This is a genomic window from Streptococcus mitis (assembly GCF_023109235.1).
Lineage (GTDB): Bacteria > Bacillota > Bacilli > Lactobacillales > Streptococcaceae > Streptococcus > Streptococcus mitis_DA.
Genome location: NZ_JALDUC010000005.1, coordinates 111310 through 137040, shown reverse-complemented (window position 1 = coordinate 137040; position 25731 = coordinate 111310). Strand labels below are relative to the sequence as shown.

Genomic DNA, 25731 nt, shown 5'->3' with positions numbered 1-25731 from the left:
AGCTATCACAGCTATCACAGCTATCACAGCTATCACAGCTATCACAGCTATCACAGCTATCACAGCTATCACAGCTATCACAGCTAATTATACTACATTGAACATATTTAATCAAACATATATAGTTAAAATATTTAAAATTCGAGAACGATTACATATTTAATCATAATATGGTAACTATTACAATTTTGTGTTAGAAAAACAAATTTATTCATTCATAGAAAAAGTAGATTAATTTCTTTTCATCAACGTTTTATCTACATTAAAAAGCCTATAAACTCTATAGAGGTAAAATTCACTAGAGAGTTTATAGGACTTAGAATAGTTACTATTGATTTTATTCTTCTGTTATGTCAATAACAATCTCTTCTGATTCATCAAGAGTTTCGGCCTTTTCTTGCCATTGCTCCTTGAGATTATTGAATCGATCTTTTGATGCTTCTGTCGCTTGACGAGCACATGATTTGGCTTGAGCAAGTACGCTGTCCACAGTGATTTCACCTGACTCAACCTGTTCTTTGGTTTTAAGAACAAAATCTGTAGCCTGCTCCTTGACTTCTGTCAGTTTTTCACAGACCTTCTCCTTGGCATACTCAGGATCTTCTCTCAAATCATCCAGAAAATCTTGAGCCTGACTGCAAACTTGTTTGCCCTTGTCGCTTGTTAAAAACAAGGCAAGAGCTGCACCTGAAACGGTTCCTAAAAGGATTGAGGATAGTTTACCCATAAGAATTCTCCTTTTTTATTTTTTGAAAAATTTACTTGCAAGACGAAGAGCTGACAGACTTGCACCAGTCTTGAGTGTTTTTGATCCAGCTGATGAAGCTTTCTTGCTCAAGACACGCGCATGGTCATTGAGGTCGGAAACAGATAGAGATAAATCTGCAACAGCACTAAAGAGTGGATCAATCGTTGCTACCTTGACATTAATATCATCTGCCAAGACATTGACCTTAGCCAGCAATTCATTGGTATGATGCAAGGTCACATCCACATCTGAAGTCAAGGTTTTAATCGTCTTCTCTGTTTCATCAATAACACGTCCAAGCTTTTGTACAGTAATGATTAAATACACTAAAAATACAATCAAAGCAAGGGCTACAAGAATATATGCAACTTCTAACATTTAGTTTTCCTCCTCTGAAATATAGTAAGGGGCCTTCTTTCGATTTTGATATAGAATGATAAAAATACCAAGACCGATAAGGACAACTGATAGCCATTGAGACACTCGAAGACCAAAGAACATGAGACTATCTGTCCGCATACCTTCGATGACCATACGACCGAAACCATACCAAATCAAGTAAAAGGCAGTGATATGACCTCGTCTAAGGCTCTTCCATTTTCGTCTGAATATCAAAATTAAAGTAAATCCAAGTAGATTCCATAGAGACTCATAAAGGAAGGTCGGTTGACGGTAGCTCCCCTCAATATACATCTGGTCACGAATAAAGCCAGGTAGATAATCCAGATTATCCACTGCTGCACCATAGGCTTCTTGGTTAAAGAAATTGCCCCAGCGACCCAAACTTTGGGCAATCATGACGCTAGGCGCCGCAATATCTAGGAAATCCCAAGTATTGATGAGTTTACGATCAGCAAAGATATAGAGTACAATAGCCCCAGTTATCAAACCACCGTAAATAGCCAAACCACCATTCCAAATGGCAAAAATTTCTCCCAAGTTCTGACTATAGTAATCAAAACGGAAAATAACATAATAGAGACGAGCTCCTAAAATAGCCAGAGGAAAGGCTATCAAGATAAAATCTAAAATATCGTCTGGTATGATCTTCTTTCTAGGTGCTTCTTTCATGGTCAAATAAACCGCAAGAATCAAGCCTGTTACAATACACAAGGCATACCATCGAATGGCTAGAGGGCCTAGATGAATCGCAATTGGATCAAACATTAGGCACCTCCTCGTTTTGAGCAATGAGATTGGTCAAGCGTTCTTCGAACAAACGCGTCGCATCAAAGCCCATTTCCTTGGCACGATAATTCATGGCAGCAGCCTCAATCACAACAGAAATATTACGACCTGTTTTAACTGGAATACGAATACGAGGAATAGATACGCCAGAAATTTTAAGTTCCTCTGCATTGTTTCCAAGACGATCAAAAGTTTTATGTGTATCGTAATTTTCCAAATAAACAGCCAACTGGACTTGTGAAGAATCCTTGACGGCACTCGCACCGTAGAGGCTCATAACATCGATAATCCCAACCCCACGAATTTCAATCAGGTGTCTCAAGATTTCAGCCGGTTCACCCCAAAGGGTAATCTCGTCCTTGGCAAAGATGTCTACGCGATCATCAGCTACCAAGCGGTGACCACGTTTGACAAGCTCTAGACCTGTCTCACTTTTACCAATTCCACTATCACCCTGAATCAAGACACCCATACCATAGATATCCATCAAGACACCGTGCACACTGGTACGTTCTGCCAAACGAGAATCCAAATAGCTAGATAACTCTCCAGACAATCGACTGGTCGCCGTACGGCTAGTTAAAATAGCAATCTTACATTCTCTAGCTGCCTTTAGCATCTCCTCAGGAACCACCAAACCACGAGCAACAATAACCGCAGGTGTCTCAGGTAGAAACATTTTTTTCAAGACTTGGTAACGGTTGTGAGAGGACATCGAAACGAGATAGGACCACTCCTTCATTCCCAAAAGTTGAATCCGCTCAGGCGTATAATAGTCAAAATAGCCCGTCATTTCAAGACCAGGTCGCGTAATGTCCGCGGTATTAATTTCCTTTTCAAGTAATTCTGGTTCGCCATAGACAATGTCTAGTCTAAGCTTTTCAATCACTTCTTTTACTAAAACCGACATCATTTCCTCCTTCAATCGAGTTCTTTTTACTATTATATCAAATTGTCCTTAGAAGTTTCAGATTTTTGCAGGCTTTGAAGTATTTATTTATACTCAATGAAAATCAAAGAGCAAACTAGGAAACTAGCCGCAGGTTGCTCAAAACACCGTTTTGAGGTTGTAGATAAAACTGACGAAGTCAGTAACCATATCTACGGCAAGGCGACGTTGACATGGTTTGAATTTGATTTTCGAAGAGTATTAAAAGAAAAAAGACTAGATTTCTCCAGCCTTTCATTTCTAATTAGAATTTTTTACGTTTACGAGCTGCTTCTGATTTACGTTTACGTTTTACAGAAGGTTTTTCATAGAATTCACGTTTGCGTGTTTCTTGAAGAGTACCAGCTTTAGTAACCGCACGTTTGAAACGACGAAGTGCGTCGTCAAGAGATTCATTCTTACGTACTACTGTTTTAGACATTTTTTTCACTCCCTTCAAGTTCAAGATCTATTCTATTTTACACGTAAAAGGAATAATTGTCAAGAAAAAATCCGGTTTAATTTTGATTTTTTCTTCCATTTATACAAGAGTTTAAAGCACTCAGATAGAAGAAACTGAAGGGTTTCGTTTTTTATTTTTCTAACAAGCTAAGCGCTTCAGCATCTGCGATGATCGTCACATCAGGGTGATTTTGGAGGCTACTTGCTGGGAGATTCTCAGTCACTGGGCCAGACACTGTTCCGGCAATGGCTTCTGCTTTCGACTCACCATAAGCAAAGAGAATAATTGACTTGGCATCCAAGATGTTTTTAATTCCCATTGAAATGGCTTGAGTTGGAACGTCTTCAATCTTGTCAAAAAAGCGCGCATTGGCTTCAATAGTAGACTGGTCAAGCTCTACCAGATGCGTTTGACTGTCAAATGGAGTACCAGGTTCATTAAATCCGATATGTCCATTGCGACCGATTCCCAAGATTTGGAGGTCAACTGGATGGTCAGCCAAAATTTGGTTGTAGCGTTCAACTTCAGCTTCAGCATTGTCCTTAACCCCACGAGGCAAGAAACTTTCTTTAAATGGTTTTTGGTTAAACAAGTTTTCTTGCATGAAGTAACGGTAAGACTGTGGATTGTCTCCATCAAGCCCTACATACTCATCAAGGTTGACACTGGTTAGATTTGAAAAATCAAGGTCACTCTCAACAATTTCCTTGTAAAATTCAAGTGGGCTACTTCCTGTCGCAAGTCCTAGTGTTTGAGCTCCATTGGCCAATTTTTCCTTCAAAATCTCAAAAGCAACTTTTCCACCTTCGATTTGGTTTTCAACTTTAATAACTTTCATCTTTTTATCCTCCGTCTCAATCTATATTTATTATATGGTATAGACCAATTTTTGTCAAGTGAAAACGATTTAATTTTCAAAAAAAGAGCGTCCAAACTTGAAACATGTTATAATGGATAAGATTAGAACTTAGAAAGAATGAACAGATATATGAATACAGCTGATTTTGATTTCCACTTGCCTGAGGAATTGATTGCCCAAACGCCTCTTGAAAAACGGGACGCCTCTAAACTCCTCATCGTCAACCGTGAGACGGGAGAAATGCAGGATAAACACTTCCACTCTATTATTGATATGCTGGAACCTGGTGATGCCCTTGTCATGAACGACACCCGAGTTCTACCTGCCCGCCTCTATGGTCAAAAGGAAGAAACAGGAGGCCATGTGGAACTTCTCCTGCTCAAAAATACTAGTGGAGATGAGTGGGAAGTTCTGGCTAAACCTGCCAAACGCCTCAAGGTTGGCACTCGAGTTAGCTTTGGTGATGGTCGCCTCAGCGCTATCATTACAGAAGAATTGACCCACGGGGGCCGCATTGTCCGCTTTGAATACCAAGGAATTTTCCTAGAAGTTTTGGAAAGTCTAGGAGAAATGCCTCTGCCACCTTATATCCACGAAAAACTGGATGACCGTGAACGCTATCAAACGGTCTACGCTAAAGAAAGTGGCTCTGCTGCGGCACCGACTGCTGGACTACACTTTACCAAAGAACTGCTGGCAGAAATCCAATCTAAAGGAGTTCATCTGGTCTATCTGACTCTTCATGTCGGGCTCGGAACCTTTAGACCTGTCTCTGTGGACAATCTGGACGAACACGAAATGCACTCAGAATTCTACCAACTTTCTGAGGAAGCTGCTGCCACCCTTCGCTCTGTTAAGGAAAATGGAGGCCGTGTCATCGCTGTAGGAACCACTTCTATTCGCACACTGGAAACCATCGGTTCCAAGTTTAATGGGCAAATCCAGGCAGACTCTGGCTGGACCAATATCTTTATCAAACCCGGCTATGAATGGAAGGTCGTGGATGCCTTCTCAACCAACTTCCACCTGCCAAAATCAACTCTGGTCATGTTGGTTTCCGCCTTTGCAGGCCGTGAATTAATCTTAGATGCCTACCACCATGCCATTCAAGAACACTACCGCTTCTTTAGTTTTGGCGATGCCATGTTTATCTACTAATTTTCACAATCAAAAAAGCGCATATTATCAAGGTTTTATAAAGCCTGATAATATGCGTTTTGTAATGGATAAAAAATGAGTTAATTTATTCTAAAGGCCGGATCTTTCAAACTCTGAACACTGGCATTGATAACCGCGCCAACAATTAAAATCTTAGCAATGAGAATAAACCAGAACATCATGACCACCACGACGACGGAACTGAAAAAACGGACGTCCACTAGGTGATTGACATAATTGTTGACATAGACTGAAAAGATATTGAGCAGTAAGGCCAGAGTCAACAAGACAAAGGCACTACCCGGCAAAACATGTCGAAACTGTCGGATCTTAACATTGGGCAGGAAATAGTAGAGCATGACCAAGATTGCAAAAATCAAGGCATAGACCAAGGGGCCTGTTAGGTCTTGCAGATAATCAAAGAGAGGACTATCTGATTTCCAGTAACTTTTGATAAGGTTGAGAAGCATGCGACCAAAGACACTCAGAAAAAGAGCTAAGGCAAAGAGAATCTGCAGACCAAAACTGACAAACAAACTCATGAGTTGATGAGAAATCATCCCACGATTTTTAGCTACTCCGTAAGCTTTATTAAAGGCTTTCTGTAGGAAATTCATGGATTTTGAAAAGGTCCAGAGGGCTGATAAAACCGCAAAACTCAATAAGCCTGTTGACGGTTGGGTCAGCACTTCTGTGATAATCTTTGCGACCACATCATACATGGTATCGGGCAAAAATTCATTGACAACCTTTAAAAAATTAGAAACTGGAATCTGAAAATAAGGGAGGATATTAACCACCACCAAAAGCAGGGGGAAAATCGAAATCAACCAATAGTAGGCTACTGCGACACTGGTCAACTCACTATCTGATGCTTGATAATAATGCAAAAAAGCTTTTAATAAGGGCTTATCTATCAGCTCTTTCCACCACTTTTTCATGTCACACTCCTTCACTTATAATCTTATACTCAATGAAAATCAAAGAGCAAACTAAGAAGCTAGCCGCAGGTTGCTCAAAACACTGTTTTGAGGTTGCAGATAGAGCTGACGTGGTTTGAATTTGATTTTCGAAGAGTATTAACTAATTTCTTCTTACCAATTCCACCATATCATAAGGCAGGGTATTGGCAGCTTCTTTCAGAGAATAGTTCTCTAAGTTATTCACATTTTGTCGTAACTTCTTGGCATACTTGGTCGTAATCAATCGTTTTTCTTCATATTCGAAAATCAATTTACGCTCCAGATAATAGCCTCTCAGCATTTCATCGATATTGTTGGGCTTAACGCGATTGATAACCCGTTCGACAAAGGCACCACTAGTGATAATAGCTGTTTCACGGAGACGAGAATCCTGCATGAAGCTGATTAAAGAGCTCTTATAAACCCCTTTTAGGTTCTCCAAACTTTCGATAATCATCTCTGTATTTTCTAGATAAAGCTCTGCAATTTGATCATAGTCAAGGGCTCTGAGTTTCTGTGATTCTTCATTTTTCCAACTGCGGAAGGTCTTGCCAAAGGTAAAGACTTCATGAAGGAGAAAACGTAAAATCCGCAAGGAGACAAGGAAGTAATAGGTCAATCGTGAAGCAAACTTGCGATTGATACTTTGTTCCATGTTTTTCAAATAACGTTGGTAGACTCGATAGGCACGCTCACTCATCTTGTCCTCTTCGTAAGCCTGCTCTAAACCATCACTTTCAATACTGAGGATAAGAAGTTTCAAGGCCTCCCAGTCTTCTTGAGCCCCTTTATTTTCTTGATTCAGGATGAGATTTTCAATACGTCCATGGTAATTGTCAATAGCCGCATAGAGGGGAAGTTTATTTTTGGTGTCTTCCAACTCTTTTTCCAACTCTAGCGTCACTTCATTCAAAATGCCAATATGCATGAGATAGTCCTTGCTTTCTTCCTGTTCATCAGAAAGATGAGGCAGGACCAAGAGACCTGTTAAAAAACTGACAAGCGTCACCCCTGCGACAAGGAAAAGTAAGATTGGATATTCCTGCTCTAGATTACTTGGTATCAGAAGGATCGTAGCAATCGACACCGTTCCCTTGACACCTGAGAAGGTCAAAAGAAGCATGTCCTTCATATACTTATTTAGCTTTTTCTTGAGACGTCTAGTCCTATAGGCATAATAGCCATAAATCATGACAAAACGAATAGCAAAGAGGACAAAGGTAAGGACTATAAGAGATACCAATAACAGTAAGGGATTATTGATTGGATTGGTCAAGATAGGCTCTGCTATCATTTCCAACTCCATCCCTAAAATCACAAAGACAGAACCGTTCAGCATAAAATTCACTGTATGCCAAACCGTCTCGGTCACCGTATCCACTTGGGCTTCAAGGAGCGTAATTTTCTTAAAACGACTTGCCTTTAAAATCCCAGCAACTACAACGGCAATAATCCCTGAAACGTGGACTTCTTCTGCCAGGAAGAAGGTTACCAGAGGTAAACTCAATTCTAATAAAAGTTCGCTGGCAATATCCGTTGCTCGTACACTAAGTAAGAAACTATGGAGGAAACGGTTGGTCATGGCTGTTAAAAATCCAATCAAAAAACCGCCTAGGATTGAAAAGATGAGCGAACTACTCGCTTGTCCAAGAGAAAAGGCTCCAGTTGTCCAAGCTGTCAAAGCTACCTGAAAGGCCACCAAACCAGATGCGTCATTCAAGAGTCCTTCACCTTTAAGGATATTGGACACGCGCTTAGGAAAGCTAAACCGCTCCGAAAGAGAGGCAAAGGCTACCAAGTCCGTAGGGCCAAGTGCCGCCCCAACAGCCAAGCAAGCCGCCAAGGGAAGACTGAGCCAAAGAAGATGGGACAAGCCACCCAAACTCAGGGTCGAGATGAAAATCACTGGAAATATGAGATAAACAATGATTCGCCAGTGTTTTAAAATAGCCGTAATATCTGCTTCCTCCGACTCTCGGAAAAGCAAGGGCCCGATAACCAGTGCCAAAAACAACTCCGTATTGAGGTGAAAGTCGGTATTGGGTAAAAAAAGACCAATCACGATTCCCAAAAGAATCTGCACCAAAGGGAGAGGCAAAAAGGGCAGGAGCTTATTGGTTGTACTTGAGACAATCAAGACCAGTAAAAATAGGATAAGGTAAATCAGTAATTCCACGCACGTCCTCCTTAATCTTTTTTACAACAGGATTCAAATATCTCCTTCTGCTCTTTGATTTTTTGGTCAATCTTGGAACAGTCTTTGTGCTCAATTTTTCTCTGGCACCGTTCCATCTCAAGAGCAACTAATTTTTTCTTGATTTTAAGCATTTTTTTGCTCATGTGTGCTTGGTCTAACACACCCACCGCTCGTTCGTGTTGGGTTGATTCAACAAAATTCTGGCGCATGGCATCCAGCTTTTCACGTAGGTATTGTTTATCCATGTCTATATCTCTCTAATTTTTCAATCATCACTAAAAACGGTGGGTTGTTGACTTGGTTTAAAGTTCGGTAAATGGCAGCTGTGTACTCTTGTTGGTTCAACTGGCTAACAAAATTCAAGACAGCATCTCGCTCAATATATCCTCCCTCATGACCATAGTAAATCATGATAGCAATCCGTCCCCCTTTGACCAGCAAACGACACAGCTTTTCTAAGGCTTCAATGGTAGTCTGAGGTTGGGTGATGACGGACTTATCAGCTGACGGCAGATAACCCAGATTAAAAATCCCTGCCTTGACTTCTGTCACAAACTGGTCCAGTGTCTCATGGCCTTGTAAGATTAACTGGGCATTTGTCAGGCCAGCTTGGTTCAAACGCTCTTGCGTCTTTTCCAAGGCTTGCTCCTGAATATCAAAGGCATAGACTTGCTTAGCTAGCTTGGCTAAAAAAAGCGTGTCATGACCATTTCCCATAGTCGCATCCACTACGATATCCTCTTTTGTCACTACCTCAGCTAAAAAATCATGTGCCATCTCAAGTGGTCTTTTCATTTTCAAACTCCTGTTTTACAGCCTTACATCCTTGAACGCTTCCACGACGTCGCATTTCAGTTTCAATAGCATTTAGCACTTCCCATTTATTGAGGCTCCACATAGGACCAATCAGCATATCTCTAGGTGCATCTCCTGTGATTCGATGGATGACAATATGCTTGGGAATGATTTCCAATTGGTCGCAGATAACCTTGACATATTCGTCCTGACTCATCAACTGCAAACGTCCTTCGTGGTAATCTCGTTGCATACGAGTATTTGTCATAAGATGGAGCAAGTGCAGTTTAATCCCTTGAATATCATTGTCCGTAACACAGCGGCGGACATTTTCAATCATCATCTCATGGGTTTCACCAGGAAGTCCATTGATCAGATGGGAAACAATCTCAATCTTGGGATACTTTCTCAAACGCTTGACCGTTTCCACGTACAACTCATAGGAATGGGCACGGTTAATCAGATCAGAGGTTGCTTCATAAGTGGTCTGCAAGCCCAATTCAACTGTCACATGCATGCGTTCCGACAACTCAGCCAAATATTCGATAGTTTCGTCTGGTAAACAATCTGGGCGCGTTCCGATATTGATTCCTACTACACCTGGCTCATTGATAGCCTGCTCATAGCGCTCTCGGATGACTTCCACCTTTTCATGGGTGTTGGTAAAATTTTGAAAATAAACCAGATACTTTTGAACATCCGGCCACTTACGGTGCATAAAGTCAATTTCCTTATAAAATTGCTCACGAATAGGCGCGTCCGGTGCTACGATAGCATCTCCAGAACCTGAAACCGTACAAAAAGTACAGCCTCCATGAGCCACAGTCCCATCACGATTGGGACAGTCAAACCCCGCATCAATAGGGACTTTAAAAGTCTTTTCTCCAAAGAGTTTCCGATAATAATCATTCAAGGTATTATAAGATTTCATAACTTTCATTATAACAAAAAACACCCACAATCTCAAAAGCCTGACTTTCCTATAAATTCCTCTGTTTCTCATTTCCTTTAGCGACTTTTTATGATACAATATGGATATGATTTTAATGAAATTAGCATCTATTTTATTATTGATACTGACCTTAGTAGTCTGCATTATCATAACCAAACTTTTTAGATTAAAAAAACTAGGACGAAACTTTGCGGATTTGGCTTTTCCAGTCTTGGTATTTGAGTACTACCTAATCACAGCTAAAACCTTTACCCATAATTTCCTCCCTAGACTAGGCCTAGCCCTCTCACTCCTAGCCATTATTCTCGTTTTTTTCTTCCTTCTGAAAAAACGTAGCTTTTACTATCCTAAATTCATCAAATTCTTCTGGCGTGCAGGATTCTTATTAACCCTTGTCATGTATATAGAAATGATTATTGAATTGATGACTCAGAAATAAAAAAATGAAATCGAAAACACCTCAATCAAGCTGAAATACAGTGATTGAAGTGTTTTTTTCTTTATATTTTTTTAATAATTATTATACTCAATGAAAATTAAAAAGCAAACTAGGAAGCTAGCCGCAGGTTGCTAAAAGCACTGCTTTTAGGTTGTAGATAGAACTGACGAAGTCAGCTCAAAACACTGTTTTGAGGTTTCAGATGGAATCTGATGTGGTTTAAAGATATTTTCGAAGAGTATTATTTTCCTTCTTTATCAGGAAAGAGATAACCAATACCTACACAAGCTAGCACACCTGCTCCAATCACCAAGCCACTTGAAATTGGCAACAGGTCCAAAATTGCATTTGCGATGATAAAGGCAATAATGAAACACATCAGACTAGCCTTGTAATCCTTTTTCAAAAGATTCTCTAGAGTGAAAAATAGGAACAAGCCTACCGGAATCAATGACCAAAGGTTAATGTCCAAACTTGGCCAGCCAACAGAACCAAAATACACTACTGTCGCTGCTGCTACTAAAAATACAATCCCCAATAATTTTTTCATTTCTTTATCTCCAATTTCGTTTTTAGGAACTTGAGTTGTCTAATACTGCCCCCCTCACGTCCTTTATACAAATCATTATAGCAGAGGTCAGTTTCAAGAACAAGTTCTTTTGCCTATCTGGTCTCTATATCGGTCTAAGTGGTTGAATAATAGCGATAAAATAAGGAATCAGGTAAAACAAATAAAAAGGAATTAAGCAACCAAACGCTACTTAATTCCTTGAAATTGTCTCATCACCTCTATTAGCCTTTAAATTTTGATAGACTCTATTTTCTAATCAATGTGACCAATATTGTCAATACTAACCCTTTCAATCAATTCATTAGTTGTCAAAACTAAGTCCATTAATAAATCCAAAAAGAGTATCAATAGTAAAGTAAACTAAATAATTGAGTTATAAATAGCTATTTTCACAAAACGGTTTCATCATCATGCTATCTCAGTACATAAACCATTTTTTCATCTATAGCTTTTGTCTTCATCTTAATCTTTTTTCTTCAATCCAAGAAATGCACCTACAGTAAACATTATTCCGGCAACCAATGACGTAAAGCCTTCGTTAACTGTTCCGGTTTTTGGTAACCTATCATTGTTAGTAGTTGATTTACTATCAATATTGGTATGTTTATTATCTATGTTCTCTGGTTCATTAAGATAAACTTCCTTCTTATTTTCAAAGTTTTTATCATTTTTATCAGGAACTGTAGCTGTAACATCCTTAGTTGAATCAGATCTTTGACTTTCATCTAATTGACTATAATTTACTTGTACAGGAACTGTAGTTTTAACATCTTTAGTTGAATCAGATTTGTGTGAATGATTTTCTCTTTGTAAATCCTCTTTTCTGTGACTTTCATCTAATTGATTATGATTTGCTTGCACCTTATCTTTCTTTTTGGATACATCAAAAGTAGGTTTATTTTCCTCTTCCTTTTTCTCCTCTATTTTCTTGAATACAGGTTTTATAAGGGTATCTTTTGATAGATTAATAACATAACCAGCATCTTTTTTCCCTTCGACACCAGAAATTTCCCAGCCATCAAATTGATATCCTTTTTCTAATTCACCCTCATAGACAGGTAAAATGAAATCTTCTTCCGACACTATCGTTGAACTCATTTCTTTTCCATTTTGAATGGTCACAGTCACCGTATGAGGTTTTAATTCGCTCACCTCTCCCGTATCTTTGTTTAAAATGAATTCTTTTACGGTTGTATTTCTTGCAAAATCTTTTACAACAATCTTAATGTTTAGTGTCTTATCTGTTAGTTGTTTAATATCATCAAATGATTTATATTCTTTTCCATTTACATAAATATGTTTGTCTTGAATCTCACCATCGAATCCATTATTTCTTTTATCATTGATGTTAAAGACTACAGATTTTCCGTCAGCATATTCAATACTAGTATTTCCCTTAGGATCAATGTTTACTTCTGGTTTAACATTATCATATAAAAATTGATAGTGTACTCCAACCGCTTTCGCATTCAAATCGCTATAGCCAGTTTTAAGATAAACATTTCCATCCATATCTGTTACCTTATCTGGGAATCCGTTTGCTTTATAGTCTTTCATTCCCCAGTCCATGATGTCACCGTCTTTAACATTAAGCTTAATGTTAAAATCTCTAGTGTTATCAATGTGTAAATCTCCGTAGATTAAATAATTATCTACAACCGATTCATTAACTCGCAACTCCCAGTTGAAACCACCCTTATCAGAAATCTTACCTCTTAAATAGAATTCTGGATTTCGTACATAAATTTTATTATATTTAGATGGATTAAAGTAGTTCTTGTCCATTGAAAGGTTTACTGGTTTTGCATCAATAAATAACGTAGAGCCATCTTCTTTTATAGCCTCTACATTGGACTTATCCTCTCCAGTGTACTCTTTACCATCCTTACCAAATAATACCAGTTTAGAAGGATCTGTTACAAGATTTCCATCTTTATCGATTGCCTCCCCTTTATCGTTCATTTTAAAGGTAAACACTTGATATCTTACAATGTTAAAGCCGTCCAAAGCCGACATTAATACAGCTTGAGTACTTCTTCCATCTTCAACATTTCTACTATCAGCATAAATTATTTTTTCTGAAAGGACTCTTAGATTAGGATTGGTCTTTTGTATTTTTGCTATATCTTCCTTGCTATAGACTCCATTTCCTTCTAACATATCCGTTTTTCCAGGATTATAGGTAGTCACTTTTAGTGCATAGCCTTTTCTTAGAATGATGTTGTCTTTTAACAGATATTGTTGTTTTTCTGAATCAGAATAGATTTTACCAGATTCCATGTCCGTTAAATTGTTTGGTTTGTTTTTTGAAAGATCTCCTTCTCCTAATTCTATTACATTCCCATAACTTGATGCATAGGGATATTCTGTTTTAGTTTCCTTATTTTTTTCAGGCATTCTAATTTTAGTTTCAGCTTTTATCTGATCATCATCTTTAACAAAGAATCTCATATCTCCTGCAAAAGCTAATCCATCCACAATATCATTAATATTAGCGTATAAATCAAATGTCATCGTTTTTGAGTGGGAATCATACTTGGTCGTTTTGATTTCTATCGATTTATATTTATTACCATAATATACCTTGGCATTTTTAGAAACATTACTTATCTTTCCAAGAATTTCAAAGTGTCCATCTTTAGACGGGCTTAGAACACCATAAATTTTTGATTTGATTTCGTCAAGTTTTTCAGTTTCATATTCTAAGGCGCTACCATCGTCATAAGCAATGATATTTCCCTTATCATCGTATTTATAATCGTATTCCTCTGTTCTCTTACCAGTTTCACTTGTAAAGTCATCAACTTCTCTAAATTTCTTTTTAATGAGTTTCTTTAAGTCTTTACTTTCAAACTCTCTAATTGTTGAAATCGTTTTATGAATAGTCAAGCTAGATTTTTCTTCGATAGATTCTTCATTTTCTTGATGATGTTCTACTTCAGTTGTATCTTTTTTAAGACTATCCTCTTTTCTATTTTCTAAATTTTTAAATTTAGATTCGGAAATCTCTCCAAGTTTTTGGTATTTAGATGAATCCTGATCAGGATCTACTAGATAATAGGAAATCATCCCCTTTTCATCAGCATGATCAGCAAATTTAATTCTATGAATCTTTGTGAAATTGCTAGAGCCATCTAATGCAATGACTTCAATGATTTTTCCTCTTAAATCTCCTGCGCCATTAATTTCATAAATGGTATTTCCGTCTTTGTCTAGTTTCCTATTTCTTCCTTGACCCTCACCTGCATAAGTTACTTCAAGATTTTTCTCAACCTCTCCATCTTCATTAACCAGAGCGGCACCAGCATACCAAACTTCATTTGCAATCTCGTCAAATTTTTCAGGATGTTCTTTTTGATCTCTCGCAAATAGCGTTTCATTCTTATACTGATCTTTTACCTTATGATAAGTATCCTTTGTAATCAACTTAATTTTTTCAGGATTTGAAAAATCAACCGAAACAATCTTAGGGGCTGTGTTATCAATTTTTACAGGAATATAGGAAACTTGCCATGGATAATCTTTAGTTAATCTATATTTAAATTTATAGAAATATTGACCTTCCGCAATCGGTTCAAATTGACCTCTTATCTTAGTAGCAGGATCTTGGTTATCCTTACTCTCTGGTGCATTTTCTTCTCTACCTCTAGGGTTATAGATGAGTCCATCCCACTTCAAGTCACCCCAAACTTTTAGTTTAGAAGATTTGATTCCCTTTGCATCATTTCTCTTAGAGTTTAAAATTCCTTTAATAAAGTGTTCTCTCGAAATGACTTTTAAGTCTCTTTGATTTTCTCCCTCTTTATTTGTATTTACTATTGAAATCAATCCTTCTTCTGCACTTCTTAATACAAGTGGAGAAGGTGTTAATCCTCTCTCAAGTTGAGCATCTTGAGGATTTCCATTTGAATCTAAGGGATAAATTTTAGCAATATTAGAACCACTTGATGATGGTGCGTTGATCCCTTCGTTATTGAAAGCAAATAATTCTGGATTTTGATCTAGAGATGTTGTATTTTTATCTTTTCTATTTTGTATAACTCCTGCTGGATTAAATTTATCTATACCATGCTCTCCACCAATTCCCTTATTTAAAGTTCCTGGAATTTTTGGTTTACCATCATCATCATAACCTTCCATTGTTTTTGATTTTGAACCTTCTTCCCAGGCCCATTTATCAAGGATTGGTTCCTTATTCCAATCCCCAGCAAATCCCATTAAAGGCATCGATAAAGAAGGTTGGAAATTTGTTTTCTTACCATTGGAGTTTAGAGCTTCCATTTCTTCCACTGACTCAAAATGAATAAATGATTCTACAAATTTATTTTTGTTTTTAGCCTCTCCAACGTTTATAACCGCATTTAAATCAAAGCTAGAATTTGGGCCTATAGTGAAAGTGTCATGCTCAAATGTGATATTTGCTCCTTTGATTTTTTCTGGGTGGATTTCTGGAACAATTTGCTTACCATCTGGAGATTTTTCATCTTTGTATGTTTCATCCAGTTTTAGTCTATCAGTTAGAGAATCTGTAGTTATCGCTGATGCTGAAACTTTAAAGGTTAAAGGTCTGTTTGATGTATTGTGAAGCTTAATTGTAAAGTATTTTTTATCTCCTTTTATTTCTTTAAGAGAAACAGAACCATAAGAGTTTACCAAACCTTTAGAATCCGTGTTTTTAAAAGTAGCTACAACCTCATTTCTCAAAGCATTGGCCACATTAATTAGCCCTGCTCCCTGTTGTCTAGGTGATGCAAAGTATTGACTTTTTTCTTTCCAAGACGTTGCGTCCATCATAGGCCGTGCAGTATTTTGTAGGGCAATTTTTGTAAGACTTGTAAGGTCTATTTTGTCATCTCCCTTAAGATTTTTCAAGGCAGGTCTTTCAAGCATTTCCTTTAACTTTGGTCTAATCAAAACAGTAGAAGCTGCCACGATTGGAGTTGCCATACTAGTCCCTGACATATAACCATAAGTTGATTTCCCATTAATGACATTGAGAGTAGATTTAATATTTTTACCTGGTGCTGAGACATCAGGCTTTAAAAGCAAATCTGTTCTCGGTCCCCAAGATGTGGATCCTGCTGGAACTATGATATCTTCTTTATACAATTCTTTGTCTGTGTCAGGTGCAAACTTAAAGTCAATCTCTTTTTCGTCACCTACATTCGGTTTATTAGAATTATAGCTTGCCATATCAATTGGATAGTATTGCTCCAATTTATCTTTAAAATCTTCTTTATTATTCCTTTTAATCTCAGTTTTTTTATCAGGGTTAATCATGTTCCATAGCTTTACACCATCATCTCCTGAAATTGAAAATACTTGACTAGTAGTTCCTTCATCCTCCTCATATCCCATAGCTGGGAGCTCTGTCCAATTATCTCTATTGTAGTAATTTACAGTATTTACAACCATAATGCCACGTGCGCCCTTATCCGTAGCTCTTTTAAAAGAATTTTTTAAATCCTTGGTATAAATTCGATCCATTACTGCAATTTTGCCTCTAAGATCCAATCCTATCAAATCTTGGTCTTGACCCTTGCCTATATATACAAATTTCAATTTATCAGGAGCTTTTGATCCATCTTCATTTGTTGTGATTTTATTCTTATCGAAAAAGGCCCCTATATTTCTGTATTTAAAATTTTCTCCACCTATGTTAACTTTATCAAACTCAACTGTTTGATTTTTAGCAGATGCGACTGCTATCGCATCTTCATGTGCTGCAGTTCGTGTTACATTTCCAGTGTCGGTCATTTTCAGATTATTATTTGCCACTAAATCCCATGAAGAACTTGAAGCAGAAGTCGCATAGTTACCCGTAGCTACAACCATTGGAATGCCTGCTTTTCTTAACGCTCTAATAGCTTCCCAATATTTCTCACCTACAAGACCTGTTCCTGTAAAGCCAGATGATACCGAAACAACATCGACATTGTGTTTGATCGAATCTTCAATCGCATGAAACATTGTTTCATCTCCTGCGAAGCCAGATCCTGCGTCAGAGTACATTTTATAAGAGAAGATCTGTGCATTAGGAGCAATTCCATCTATTCCGTTAAAGTTTTTAATATCTTTTTCAGTATCATTTCCCGCAAGAATCCCTGCAATATGCATTCCATGTGGATCAAAATAATCGCTTCCATCATCAGCTTTTTCTACAGTGATTTTACCACCATTATAATAATTGAAAGCATGAGGGATTTTATCACTCAACCAGAAATTTTTATCAGTACCTTTTAAGTCTTCTTTTTTAAATCTCATTGAGTCTTTGGCATCATCATCGATTCTCATAGCCTTATGCCTATAATCTGTCCCAGTATCGATGTTTGAAATGACCATACCCCGACCATCAAAGTTTTTCCCAAATGGAGCATTGATAGATTTTAGGTAATCTATAGCCTCTTCAACTCCAATTTCCTTTCTGGCATGATTCATCATTGGCTGGACTTTTTGTGATCGTTCAACCGATGAGATACCTTCTATTAGTTTAATTTTGTCCAGATTATCTGGAGTTGTTTCTATTGCAACACCATTAAAAACTGTATCATAAGTATATAAAACTTTTGTATCCTTAAGATTGGATAATTCCTTGATTGCTTTTTCTCCAGATTCTTTATCTTTAAATTCAGCAATATAGACAAGTTTATCCTCTTTTTTGGGACTTTCTGGGGCTTTACTTGCAGACGAGTCTGCATTATCTCCTTGAGATTGATTGGAATCTTCTTTTTTGCTTGTTGCTTTTTCGTTGTTAGCTTTATTATCTATCACAGATTCTTTACTAACAACTTCTTTTTCCTCAATAACTGTTGTTTTCTTATCTTCAGTATCCTTTGAAGTTTCTATAGCATTATGAATATCTTCATGTTTCTCTTTATTCTCTGTTTCCTTATCTACTACTACTTTTTCTTTATCAGAGATATTTAAAGCATCTTCAGAGCTAGATGTGTCTGCTAAAACTACCTCATTAGGGACATATGCTGCTAAAATAACTGCAGCTGTGGTTAATGACAATACTGTACTTTTTTTCATTTTAATTCCTTACATATTTATTTAACTTCCAATAGATAGAAAACTTTAACTTTGCTAGCCTTTGTTATAAAAAGTTTTACTAAGTATTATCTAGGACATAGAGTAGTGCATTTATATATAATTGTTAACTCTCTGAAAATAGTATATCAATTAAAAAAATTTAAGTCAAGAAAAATTAACATGCATTAATTTATTTTTTAATAGGTATTAAAAATAAGGTTAAGTCAAAAAAATTCGTAGTTAACTGGGATACATTATAAGCACATTCACATAATCAAAAATAGTAGGAATCAAGTTGAACCACTACCAAAATCACAAAGTCAAACATCATTGATGAAATATCAGCGCTATTAAATAATATAAAAAACCGCTAAGAACTTGGCTTAACGGTTATTTTTCTACATATCTAATTTTTCAAATCTTCAGTCGTTTATCTACCTATAACCTAGGCTTTATGAGTGTCTTGCTCTAGCAACTAATACTCAATGAAAATCAAAAAACAAACTAGGAAGCTAGCCGCAGGTTGCTAAAAGCACTGCTTTTAGGTTGTAGATAGAACTGACGAAGTCAGCTCAAAACACTGTTTTGAGGTTGCAGATGGAAGCTGACGTGGTTTGAAGAGATTTTCGAAGAGTATGAGCTAAATCGGCTATTACACTTACAGTATAGCACTCTAAGAATAGGTGTCAAGAAATTTTCATCTCTATTAAAAAAAGCCTGTCCTGAGACAAGGCTTTGATAGTATTCAACTTAAGAACCTGCACTTTCGTAGGCATCCAAGCCCCTATCCCAAAGTTTAAGGGAAATGACAAAGAAAACAAGGGAAATCAACATCAAACCTCCGACGTTAAAGATTACATCCTTGTCCTGCAAGAAATAGCTGGCAGGATAGTAGGCCGTAAAGGCAAAAGGTACAATAAAACTGATTAACCATCGAAGAAGCGAATTGTAAATAGAAATCGGATACTTGGCAAAGTCATTAAACATATAAAAAATGTAAATCATGGCACCTGACTGCTTGGTCCAAAAAGCGATACTAGCTGTCGCGATTTTCAAGGAAGTATAAATCAAGGTCGCAAAAGGAATACAAACTAGAAAAAGCAGGAATTTGGGAAGAGTCCAAGCAATGCTAGTCACTGTTGTTCCCAGTAGGATACCACCAACCAAAAGTTCGCCTAAGGCATCAATCTGAAAGGTTTCAACTAGGATGTGAAAGAGGGGATTGATAGGACGAGTCAGATACTTGTCAAACTCACCTTTTCTCACCAAGCGTTGCCCTAGCGCCCAGAGATTATCAAAAAAGAGATGGTCCAACCCCTTAGGAATCAAGGAAAAGCCATAGATAAAGGCGATTTCTTGAAAAGTCCAACCTTCTAGGGATGGAATATGTTGAAAAATGACATTGAGAAATAAGAGGTTCAAGCCTTGAGTTAGAAAAACTCCCAGCACACCAACCACAAAATCCACCTTGTATTCCATGATTTGTTTGATGTATTGTCTGATAAAAATCAGATGCATGCGTTGATATTTTTTCATACTAACCTCCCTGAATGGTAATAAAGGACTGGACTCGTTTCCAAATCAACTGAGACACCCCCACCATCACTAAGAGCCAGAAAAACTGCAAAGCGAGTGCCTGAAGAATCTGACTAGCATCGTATTTCCCAACAATAATCATAACCGGAGTATAAATCAAGGATGAAAAAGGCAGAAAGGACAAAATATCTGATACCACCTTGGGAAAGAAAGCCAAGGGAATTAAACTCCCAGACATAAAGGCCACTATGGAAGTCTTTAGTAGATTGGAACCCCATAGATTTTTAAACACAAAGGCAGAAAATCCAAAGCAGATATTAAAGAAAAAGTTAATCAGGTAGGCTAGCGTTAAGCTAAAAAGATATAGAACAGTTAAGCCCAGCACTTCTACAATACCTTGCCCCGATAAGACTTTCATCAAAACAATGACACTTAAAAATGGCAGTCCAACAGATATAAAAATCAACCACTTGGAACCAAGTTCAGTGAAGAGATAAGAGGCCGCAAAATGCACTGGTCGCAACAAACGCATGATGATAGAGCCATCCTTTACCTCCTCCCCAATCATAAAAGACGAATCTGACTTGGTCAACAGATTAGTCACAAAACTCATGATGATGTAAAGGGTGATATCTGCCATGCTGAAGCCCTGAATCAAGGACTCCTGCGAGGAATCAAAGACTGCCTTCCAGAGATAGAAAGCCACAAATGCTCCCATCACATCACCAATCCGATAGAGAAGAAAATTGACTCGATAGGTAATCAACTCCTGAATCCCTGCATTGATAAAGGGTTTATAACGTCTCAACAATTTGACCATCTTAGAGCTCCTTTCGGTAGAAGCGACGGATAATGTCCTCGATATCCGTATCCACCATCTTCAAATCTCGGATGTCAAAATCAGACAGGGTTTGCTTGATAATGTCCGCCGACTGGTAGCGGGAACTATCAAATTCAATATTGAGACTATTTCCTTGTCTATCAACGGTCATATCAGGCAAGCCTTCATAGTGAGAAGCGAGATGACTTTGCCCTGGCACCAATTCAAAGGATAGAGTCTTCATCTTGCCAAAGGTCTCCTTGAGCTGACTCACCGTTCCATCAAAAATCTCCTGCCCCTTGTCAATCATAAAAATTCGATCACAGAGCTGCTCAATGTCGCTCAGGTCGTGAGTGGTCAAGAGAATGGTTGTCTCTTCCTCTTGATTGATTTGGGTAATAGCTCGACGAATGTTATCCTTGACCGAAACGTCCAAACCAATGGTCGGCTCATCTAAAAAGAGAACCTTGGGATTGTGAAGCAAGGAAGCCGCAATATCCGCCCGCATGCGCTGCCCTAGTGAAAGAGTCCGCACGGGATCCTTGATAAAGTCCTTCAAATCCAAGACTTCATTTAAAAAATCCATGCGCTTGTGGAAGAGCGAATCCGGCACATCGTAAATCTCTTTTAACACCGTGTAGGTCTCTTGCAGAGCCAAATCCCACCATAGCTGGGTACGTTGTCCAAAGACAACTCCAATATCCTTGACATAATCTTGGCGATTGTCCTGGGGAATCTTGCCATTAATCCGACAAAAACCAGATGTCGGTTTTAAAATCCCTGTCAGCATTTTAATGGTTGTCGACTTCCCAGCACCATTGGCCCCAATAAAGCCTAAAATTTGTCCTTTTGGAACCTCAAAGGTCAAATCCTTGACCGCTTCAAAGGTCTGCTTTTCAGGATGAATAAAGGAGCGCAAAGCCCCCTTTAACCCCGGTTCTTTTACTGTCTTCACAAAATTTTTATGAAGATGTTCCACTTCTATCATTGCCATAAATCTCTCCCTAGCGCAAGGAATAGCAACATTGTGTTTTTGACTACAAACATTCTAAATCCTTACTTTCTACACCTTCTACATTTTATTACTACAGAAGGTTTTATACCAACCTATTATAGTCCAATAAAAACCAGAATGCAAGCGTTTGCCTAAAGTTTATGGAATTGAAAATTTTTCTCTTAAAATAATACTTTTAATCAAAAATTATGGTTTTATTGTTTCCTTAAAACGCCAAAAAACCCACCCAATGGGCAGGTTTTATCTGTATTGTTCAGCTAGATTAAGCTTTACCTTCTGAACCGAATACGTCGATACGTTCTTCAACTGATGCTTGGATAGCTTTTACACCGTCAGCCAAGAATTTACGTGGGTCGAAGAGTTTTTTCTTGTCGTATTCTGCTTCGTTTGCTTCGTAGTCACGAGCAAATTTACGAGTTGCGTTAGCGAATGCGATTTGGCATTCTGTGTTAACGTTAACTTTCGCAACACCAAGTTTGATAGCTTCTTGGATTTGCTCATCAGGAATACCTGAACCACCATGCAATACGATTGGGAATCCTGGAACAGCTTCAGTCAATTTTTGCAAGTGATCAAGGTGAAGACCTTTCCAGTTTTCTGGGTAAGGACCGTGGATGTTACCGATACCAGCTGCCAAGAAGTCGATACCTGTTTCAACCATTGCTTTAGCGTCTTCGATTGGAGCCAATTCACCATCACCGATGATTCCGTCTTCTTCACCACCGATAGTACCAACTTCAGCTTCTACTGATACACCATTTGCATGAGCAAATTCTACAACTTTACGAGCTTTGTCAAGGTTTTCTTCAACTGGAAGGTGTGAACCATCAAACATAACTGAAGTATAACCAACTCGGATACACTCAAGTGCATCTTCGTAGTGACCGTGGTCAAGGTGGATAGCTACTGGTACAGTGATACCCATTGATTCAACAAGGTTAGCGATCAAGTTGCGAGCAACTTTGTAACCACCCATGTATTTAGCAGCACCCATTGAAGTTTGGATCAAAACTGGAGCTTTTTTAGCTTCTGCTGCGCGCAAGATAGCTTGAGTCCACTCAAGGTTGTTTGTGTTAAATCCACCAACTGCATAACCGTTGTCACGAGCTGCTTGGACAAATTTTTCTGCTGAAACGATTGCCATTTTATCAGGCCTCCTGTATATTTTTATGGGTCATCCCATTTACATTGTTCATTTTATCACTTTTTGACAAAAAAATCTAGTTTTTCCCGCAGTTTCGATTGAATTTCTTCTAGCTTCATCTATGTAAACCCTTTCTCTGCCTAGTCTTGGGCAACTTTTGGAAAAGCTATGAAGAAGGTTAAGCGGTTCTCTTGCATTTCGAACCGGTAAGGTAATTTTTCATGTTCTAATAAACTTTTAACAACAAAGAGCCCCATCCCCGACCCCTTAGCCTTGCGACTAGCATTGTCAGAAAAAGACTGAGCCAGTCTTTCTTGTTCTTCAGGACTACAGCTATTCTCGATAAAAAGTTCCCCTTCTCTTTCGCCAATGCGAACTAAGCCACCTGGAACAGAGTGCTTGATAGCATTGCTGATGAGGTTAGATAAAATCAATTTCATCACCGATGGATTTAGATAGGCCTGCTGATGGGTCAAACTATTGTCTATCTGGAGTTCTCTTTCCTTAGCTAGCAAGACATAATCCTTAACCAGACTTTGTGTCATCTGAAGTAGGTCAATTTGTTCCCTATCATCTCGTAATTCCTGGACCGAAGAAAGAGAAAGTATCTGGAGAACGTGATGATTGAGCTCATCCACAATCCCCAAGGCAACTCCCAGATAGTGATCTCTATCCTTATAACGACCAATATTTTCCTTCATATTTTCAATCAAGATTTTGAGACTAGCAAGCGGTGTTTTCAATTCATGAGAAGCCCCTCGTAGGAATTCGACCTTCATCTTTTCGAGCTGGAGAATAGCTTCATTCTTGTCATGCAAGTCCGCAATGACAGTCAAGAGGTGCTGATAGAGGCTATTGATTTGTTCCTTGAGATCACCAATCTCATCCTTAGAATCCACGCGCAATCGCACATGGGCATCCAGTTCCATCATCCGACGGGTTACTCGCTTGATTTCCAAAATCGGTGCAACAATGGTCCGAGCATAGATGTAGGCAACCAAAAGGGAAATCAGAAAGGATGCCAGCAAGGTGTAGGGGAGAAATTGGAGACTGATTTGCTCCGCTTCCTTTTGCAAATCCATGGAAGCTAGAAACTGGAGAGTCATGATGCCACCGTCTTGCGTTGTCACCTCCCGCTCCTCGATAAAGAGAGAGGTTGTCTGGCGGTCTGTATCCAGAGGAAAACTGTCCTTGACTTCTAACTTATCCTCAGTCATCTCTCCCTTAACGGCCCCCTTGATATCACTAGTCTGGGAATACAGCTCTAACACTTGCTCGATACTCTGCCTGTCTTTCCCTTCTAAGGACTGGGCAATGGCTGTCGCTTTCTGGCCGATGGTTTCCTGACGATGGCTCAGATAAGTCGAGGGAAAAAGAAAATAAATAGCTAAATGAAGGCAAATAACCAGAACACTAAAAATCGAGAAGGTATAGATAAATATCTTTGTAAATAAACCTGTTCGTTTCATTTTCGCTCCAATTTATAACCAACATTGCGCACAGTGAGGATACAGTCCAAGTCTAGCTTTTTCCGCAGTTCCTTGATATAAACATCAATGACACGGTCAAAGGGAACCTCATCTGTCGCTTTCCAGACGGCATCGATTATCTGAGATCGAGTCAAGGCCCGTCCTTCATTTTTCACCAGATAGTCCAGAATTTCCAACTCTTTGGCATTGATAGCCACTTCTTGACCTGCTAGGCTTGCACTGTAGCTCTCAAAGTCCACCTTGGCATCCTTGTAGGAGAAGATTCGTCCCATATCATAATAGCGCTTGAAAATCGCGTCTACCCTCACTTTTAAGAGGGACAGAGAAAAAGGTTTTTCCAGATAGCCATCTGCGAGCGAAGCAAAGGCACTCATCTTGTATTCCTCATCCTGAAAAGCTGTCAACATCAATACAGGAATCTGACTGGTTTTGCGTATCTCAGCTAGGACTTCCAGACCATTGAGCTTAGGCATCTGTATATCCAGTAAAACCAAGGCTACTTCATAGCTGGAAAATTGCTCTAAGGCTTCTTGACCGTCCGCCGCCTCAATAGTTTCATAGCCACAATCCGTCAAATAGTCACTGACCCCCTCACGGATCATCTCTTCATCTTCTACAATTAAAATTTTCATACTTTAACTGCTCTCTTTTTTTATTTTTCTTAGAATAAATACCTACTCTATTTATTATAATCTCTTATTGGCCTTTTGTCTTTAAGAAACTTGCTACTAGATAAAACAAAGAGAGCCTATTGCTCTCTCTGCTCACATTTCACTCCCTATGGAATGAACATTATTTAGTTGCTTTTGAAAATGTTACAACGTAGTTATAATCTTTCCCATTAGCTTGATATACATAGTCCTCTTTGAAAGTGTAGCCGCGTTTGCTCAACTCTTCTTTCTTAGCTTCAACTTGGCTCTTGACAGCTTCTTTCACCTGTTCATTTGATAAACCTTCCGCAATTTCAAGAGAAGTTCCATTGATATCTCCTAGGAAACCTGCAATATCTTTCATTTGATCAAAGTTATAAAAAACATTGACTTTGACCTTATGAGGAGATGGCTGTTCTAGACTTCTACGATTTCTACTAGCGCGTGGTTGAACTGCTGGAGCCATTCTGAAACCTGAAGTTCCTGTAGTCTCCTTAGTGAATGTGACAACGTAGTTATAATCTTTTCCATTATTTTTATAGAGATAGTCTTCTTTAACGATATAACCACGTTTACGTAATTCCTCTTTCTTAGCATCAACTTGGCTCTTGACTGCTGCTTTCACCTGTTCATTTGATAAACCTTCCGCGATTTCAAGAGAAGTTCCATTGATATCTCCTAGGAAACCTGCAATATCTTTCATTTTATCAAAGTTATAAAATACATTTACTTTGACCTTTTGAGAAGCTGGATGTTCTAGACTTCTACGATTTCTGCTAGCGCG

21 protein-coding genes and 1 pseudogene are annotated in these 25731 nt (G+C 38.3%); 2 read left to right on the top strand and 20 right to left on the bottom strand.

The window, feature by feature from the left end:
• Positions 1 to 337: 337 nt before the first annotated feature.
• From M1F55_RS04610 to M1F55_RS04585, 6 genes are all read right to left on the bottom strand, one after another.
• Positions 338 to 727: a YtxH domain-containing protein gene (locus M1F55_RS04610; RefSeq protein ID WP_061864225.1), complete on the bottom strand. Its 390-nt coding sequence runs from the start codon at positions 725 to 727 to the stop codon at positions 338 to 340.
• Positions 728 to 742: 15 nt separating this feature from the next.
• Positions 743 to 1126, bottom strand: coding sequence for a DUF948 domain-containing protein (locus M1F55_RS04605; RefSeq protein WP_000895040.1), 384 nt, complete (start codon positions 1124 to 1126; stop codon positions 743 to 745).
• Entirely contained in the window at positions 1127 to 1915 is a 789-nt protein-coding gene (gene lgt, locus M1F55_RS04600) for a prolipoprotein diacylglyceryl transferase (RefSeq protein WP_004258516.1), read from the bottom strand.
• On the bottom strand, positions 1908 to 2846 hold the full coding sequence (gene hprK / locus M1F55_RS04595; protein ID WP_247947372.1) for an HPr(Ser) kinase/phosphatase: 939 nt from the start codon (positions 2844 to 2846) through the stop codon (positions 1908 to 1910). Before hprK ends, lgt begins: the two co-directional genes overlap by 8 nt.
• A gap of 283 nt (positions 2847 to 3129) precedes the next feature.
• The gene (rpsU, locus tag M1F55_RS04590; protein ID WP_000048054.1) at positions 3130 to 3306 is read right to left on the bottom strand and encodes a 30S ribosomal protein S21; all 177 of its coding nucleotides are present in this window, start codon (positions 3304 to 3306) and stop codon (positions 3130 to 3132) included.
• Positions 3307 to 3457: 151 nt separating this feature from the next.
• Entirely contained in the window at positions 3458 to 4165 is a 708-nt protein-coding gene (locus tag M1F55_RS04585) for a glucosamine-6-phosphate deaminase (protein ID WP_049516047.1), read from the bottom strand.
• A gap of 150 nt (positions 4166 to 4315) precedes the next feature.
• Here M1F55_RS04585 and queA point away from each other — a divergent pair, with 150 nt between their 5' ends.
• Positions 4316 to 5344: a tRNA preQ1(34) S-adenosylmethionine ribosyltransferase-isomerase QueA gene (queA, locus tag M1F55_RS04580; protein WP_247947371.1), complete on the top strand. Its 1029-nt coding sequence runs from the start codon at positions 4316 to 4318 to the stop codon at positions 5342 to 5344.
• Between the two features lie 80 nt (positions 5345 to 5424).
• On the opposite strand, the gene M1F55_RS04575 is transcribed toward queA, so the two are convergent.
• The 5 genes from M1F55_RS04575 to mnmL form a co-directional block, all read right to left on the bottom strand.
• Positions 5425 to 6285, bottom strand: a complete 861-nt coding sequence (locus M1F55_RS04575) for a YihY/virulence factor BrkB family protein (protein ID WP_247947370.1) — start codon at positions 6283 to 6285, stop codon at positions 5425 to 5427.
• A gap of 142 nt (positions 6286 to 6427) precedes the next feature.
• A complete protein-coding gene (locus tag M1F55_RS04570) occupies positions 6428 to 8482 on the bottom strand; it encodes a cation:proton antiporter (RefSeq protein ID WP_247947369.1) in 2055 nt (684 codons plus the stop codon).
• Positions 8483 to 8493: 11 nt separating this feature from the next.
• On the bottom strand, positions 8494 to 8748 hold the full coding sequence (locus tag M1F55_RS04565; protein WP_004255753.1) for a hypothetical protein: 255 nt from the start codon (positions 8746 to 8748) through the stop codon (positions 8494 to 8496).
• Positions 8741 to 9298, bottom strand: a complete 558-nt coding sequence (gene mnmM, locus M1F55_RS04560; protein ID WP_247947368.1) for a tRNA 5-(aminomethyl)-2-thiouridylate-methyltransferase MnmM — start codon at positions 9296 to 9298, stop codon at positions 8741 to 8743. The genes M1F55_RS04565 and mnmM overlap by 8 nt, the downstream gene beginning before the upstream one ends.
• Positions 9282 to 10238, bottom strand: coding sequence for a tRNA modification radical SAM protein MnmL/YtqA (gene mnmL / locus M1F55_RS04555; RefSeq protein ID WP_247947367.1), 957 nt, complete (start codon positions 10236 to 10238; stop codon positions 9282 to 9284). Before mnmL ends, mnmM begins: the two co-directional genes overlap by 17 nt.
• Before the next feature lie 91 nt (positions 10239 to 10329).
• Here mnmL and M1F55_RS04550 point away from each other — a divergent pair, with 91 nt between their 5' ends.
• Complete coding sequence (locus tag M1F55_RS04550; protein WP_247947366.1) at positions 10330 to 10689, top strand: DUF3397 family protein; 360 nt, start codon at positions 10330 to 10332, stop codon at positions 10687 to 10689.
• A gap of 241 nt (positions 10690 to 10930) precedes the next feature.
• On the opposite strand, the gene M1F55_RS04545 is transcribed toward M1F55_RS04550, so the two are convergent.
• From M1F55_RS04545 to M1F55_RS04505, 9 genes and pseudogenes are all read right to left on the bottom strand, one after another.
• Positions 10931 to 11239 (bottom strand): hypothetical protein, encoded by a 309-nt coding sequence (locus M1F55_RS04545; protein ID WP_084928671.1) that lies wholly within the window; start codon positions 11237 to 11239, stop codon positions 10931 to 10933.
• Between the two features lie 483 nt (positions 11240 to 11722).
• Complete coding sequence (locus M1F55_RS04540; RefSeq protein WP_247947365.1) at positions 11723 to 18292, bottom strand: S8 family serine peptidase; 6570 nt, start codon at positions 18290 to 18292, stop codon at positions 11723 to 11725.
• A gap of 750 nt (positions 18293 to 19042) precedes the next feature.
• Positions 19043 to 19828, bottom strand: a complete 786-nt coding sequence (locus M1F55_RS04535) for an ABC transporter permease (RefSeq protein WP_049516037.1) — start codon at positions 19826 to 19828, stop codon at positions 19043 to 19045.
• A 1-nt stretch (position 19829) separates the two neighbouring features.
• A complete protein-coding gene (locus M1F55_RS04530) occupies positions 19830 to 20648 on the bottom strand; it encodes an ABC transporter permease (protein ID WP_049516036.1) in 819 nt (272 codons plus the stop codon).
• Position 20649: 1 nt separating this feature from the next.
• Positions 20650 to 21642 carry an ABC transporter ATP-binding protein gene (locus tag M1F55_RS04525; RefSeq protein ID WP_247947364.1) on the bottom strand — a complete coding sequence of 331 codons (993 nt, stop codon included), beginning with the start codon at positions 21640 to 21642 and terminating at the stop codon, positions 20650 to 20652.
• Between the two features lie 283 nt (positions 21643 to 21925).
• A complete protein-coding gene (locus M1F55_RS04520; protein WP_004255734.1) occupies positions 21926 to 22807 on the bottom strand; it encodes a class II fructose-bisphosphate aldolase in 882 nt (293 codons plus the stop codon).
• 140 nt (positions 22808 to 22947) lie between these two features.
• Positions 22948 to 24276, bottom strand: coding sequence for a sensor histidine kinase (gene vncS, locus M1F55_RS04515; RefSeq protein WP_247947363.1), 1329 nt, complete (start codon positions 24274 to 24276; stop codon positions 22948 to 22950).
• On the bottom strand, positions 24273 to 24929 hold the full coding sequence (gene vncR / locus M1F55_RS04510; RefSeq protein ID WP_247947362.1) for a response regulator transcription factor: 657 nt from the start codon (positions 24927 to 24929) through the stop codon (positions 24273 to 24275). Before vncR ends, vncS begins: the two co-directional genes overlap by 4 nt.
• Before the next feature lie 160 nt (positions 24930 to 25089).
• A pseudogene (locus M1F55_RS04505) lies at positions 25090 to 25731 on the bottom strand (hypothetical protein); the annotation flags it as partial.

Coding starts and splice junctions, on each gene's coding strand:
- M1F55_RS04610 (WP_061864225.1), bottom strand. CDS start 727: ATGGGTAAACTATCCTCAATCCTTTTAGGAACCGTTTCAGGTGCAGCT.
- M1F55_RS04605 (WP_000895040.1), bottom strand. CDS start 1,126: ATGTTAGAAGTTGCATATATTCTTGTAGCCCTTGCTTTGATTGTATTT.
- lgt (WP_004258516.1), bottom strand. CDS start 1,915: ATGTTTGATCCAATTGCGATTCATCTAGGCCCTCTAGCCATTCGATGG.
- hprK (WP_247947372.1), bottom strand. CDS start 2,846: ATGTCGGTTTTAGTAAAAGAAGTGATTGAAAAGCTTAGACTAGACATT.
- rpsU (WP_000048054.1), bottom strand. CDS start 3,306: ATGTCTAAAACAGTAGTACGTAAGAATGAATCTCTTGACGACGCACTT.
- M1F55_RS04585 (WP_049516047.1), bottom strand. CDS start 4,165: ATGAAAGTTATTAAAGTTGAAAACCAAATCGAAGGTGGAAAAGTTGCT.
- queA (WP_247947371.1), top strand. CDS start 4,316: ATGAATACAGCTGATTTTGATTTCCACTTGCCTGAGGAATTGATTGCC.
- M1F55_RS04575 (WP_247947370.1), bottom strand. CDS start 6,285: ATGAAAAAGTGGTGGAAAGAGCTGATAGATAAGCCCTTATTAAAAGCT.
- M1F55_RS04565 (WP_004255753.1), bottom strand. CDS start 8,748: ATGGATAAACAATACCTACGTGAAAAGCTGGATGCCATGCGCCAGAAT.
- mnmM (WP_247947368.1), bottom strand. CDS start 9,298: ATGAAAAGACCACTTGAGATGGCACATGATTTTTTAGCTGAGGTAGTG.
- mnmL (WP_247947367.1), bottom strand. CDS start 10,238: ATGAAAGTTATGAAATCTTATAATACCTTGAATGATTATTATCGGAAA.
- M1F55_RS04550 (WP_247947366.1), top strand. CDS start 10,330: ATGGATATGATTTTAATGAAATTAGCATCTATTTTATTATTGATACTG.
- M1F55_RS04545 (WP_084928671.1), bottom strand. CDS start 11,239: ATGAAAAAATTATTGGGGATTGTATTTTTAGTAGCAGCAGCGACAGTA.
- M1F55_RS04540 (WP_247947365.1), bottom strand. CDS start 18,292: ATGAAAAAAAGTACAGTATTGTCATTAACCACAGCTGCAGTTATTTTA.
- M1F55_RS04535 (WP_049516037.1), bottom strand. CDS start 19,828: ATGAAAAAATATCAACGCATGCATCTGATTTTTATCAGACAATACATC.
- M1F55_RS04530 (WP_049516036.1), bottom strand. CDS start 20,648: ATGGTCAAATTGTTGAGACGTTATAAACCCTTTATCAATGCAGGGATT.
- M1F55_RS04525 (WP_247947364.1), bottom strand. CDS start 21,642: ATGGCAATGATAGAAGTGGAACATCTTCATAAAAATTTTGTGAAGACA.
- M1F55_RS04520 (WP_004255734.1), bottom strand. CDS start 22,807: ATGGCAATCGTTTCAGCAGAAAAATTTGTCCAAGCAGCTCGTGACAAC.
- vncS (WP_247947363.1), bottom strand. CDS start 24,276: ATGAAACGAACAGGTTTATTTACAAAGATATTTATCTATACCTTCTCG.
- vncR (WP_247947362.1), bottom strand. CDS start 24,929: ATGAAAATTTTAATTGTAGAAGATGAAGAGATGATCCGTGAGGGGGTC.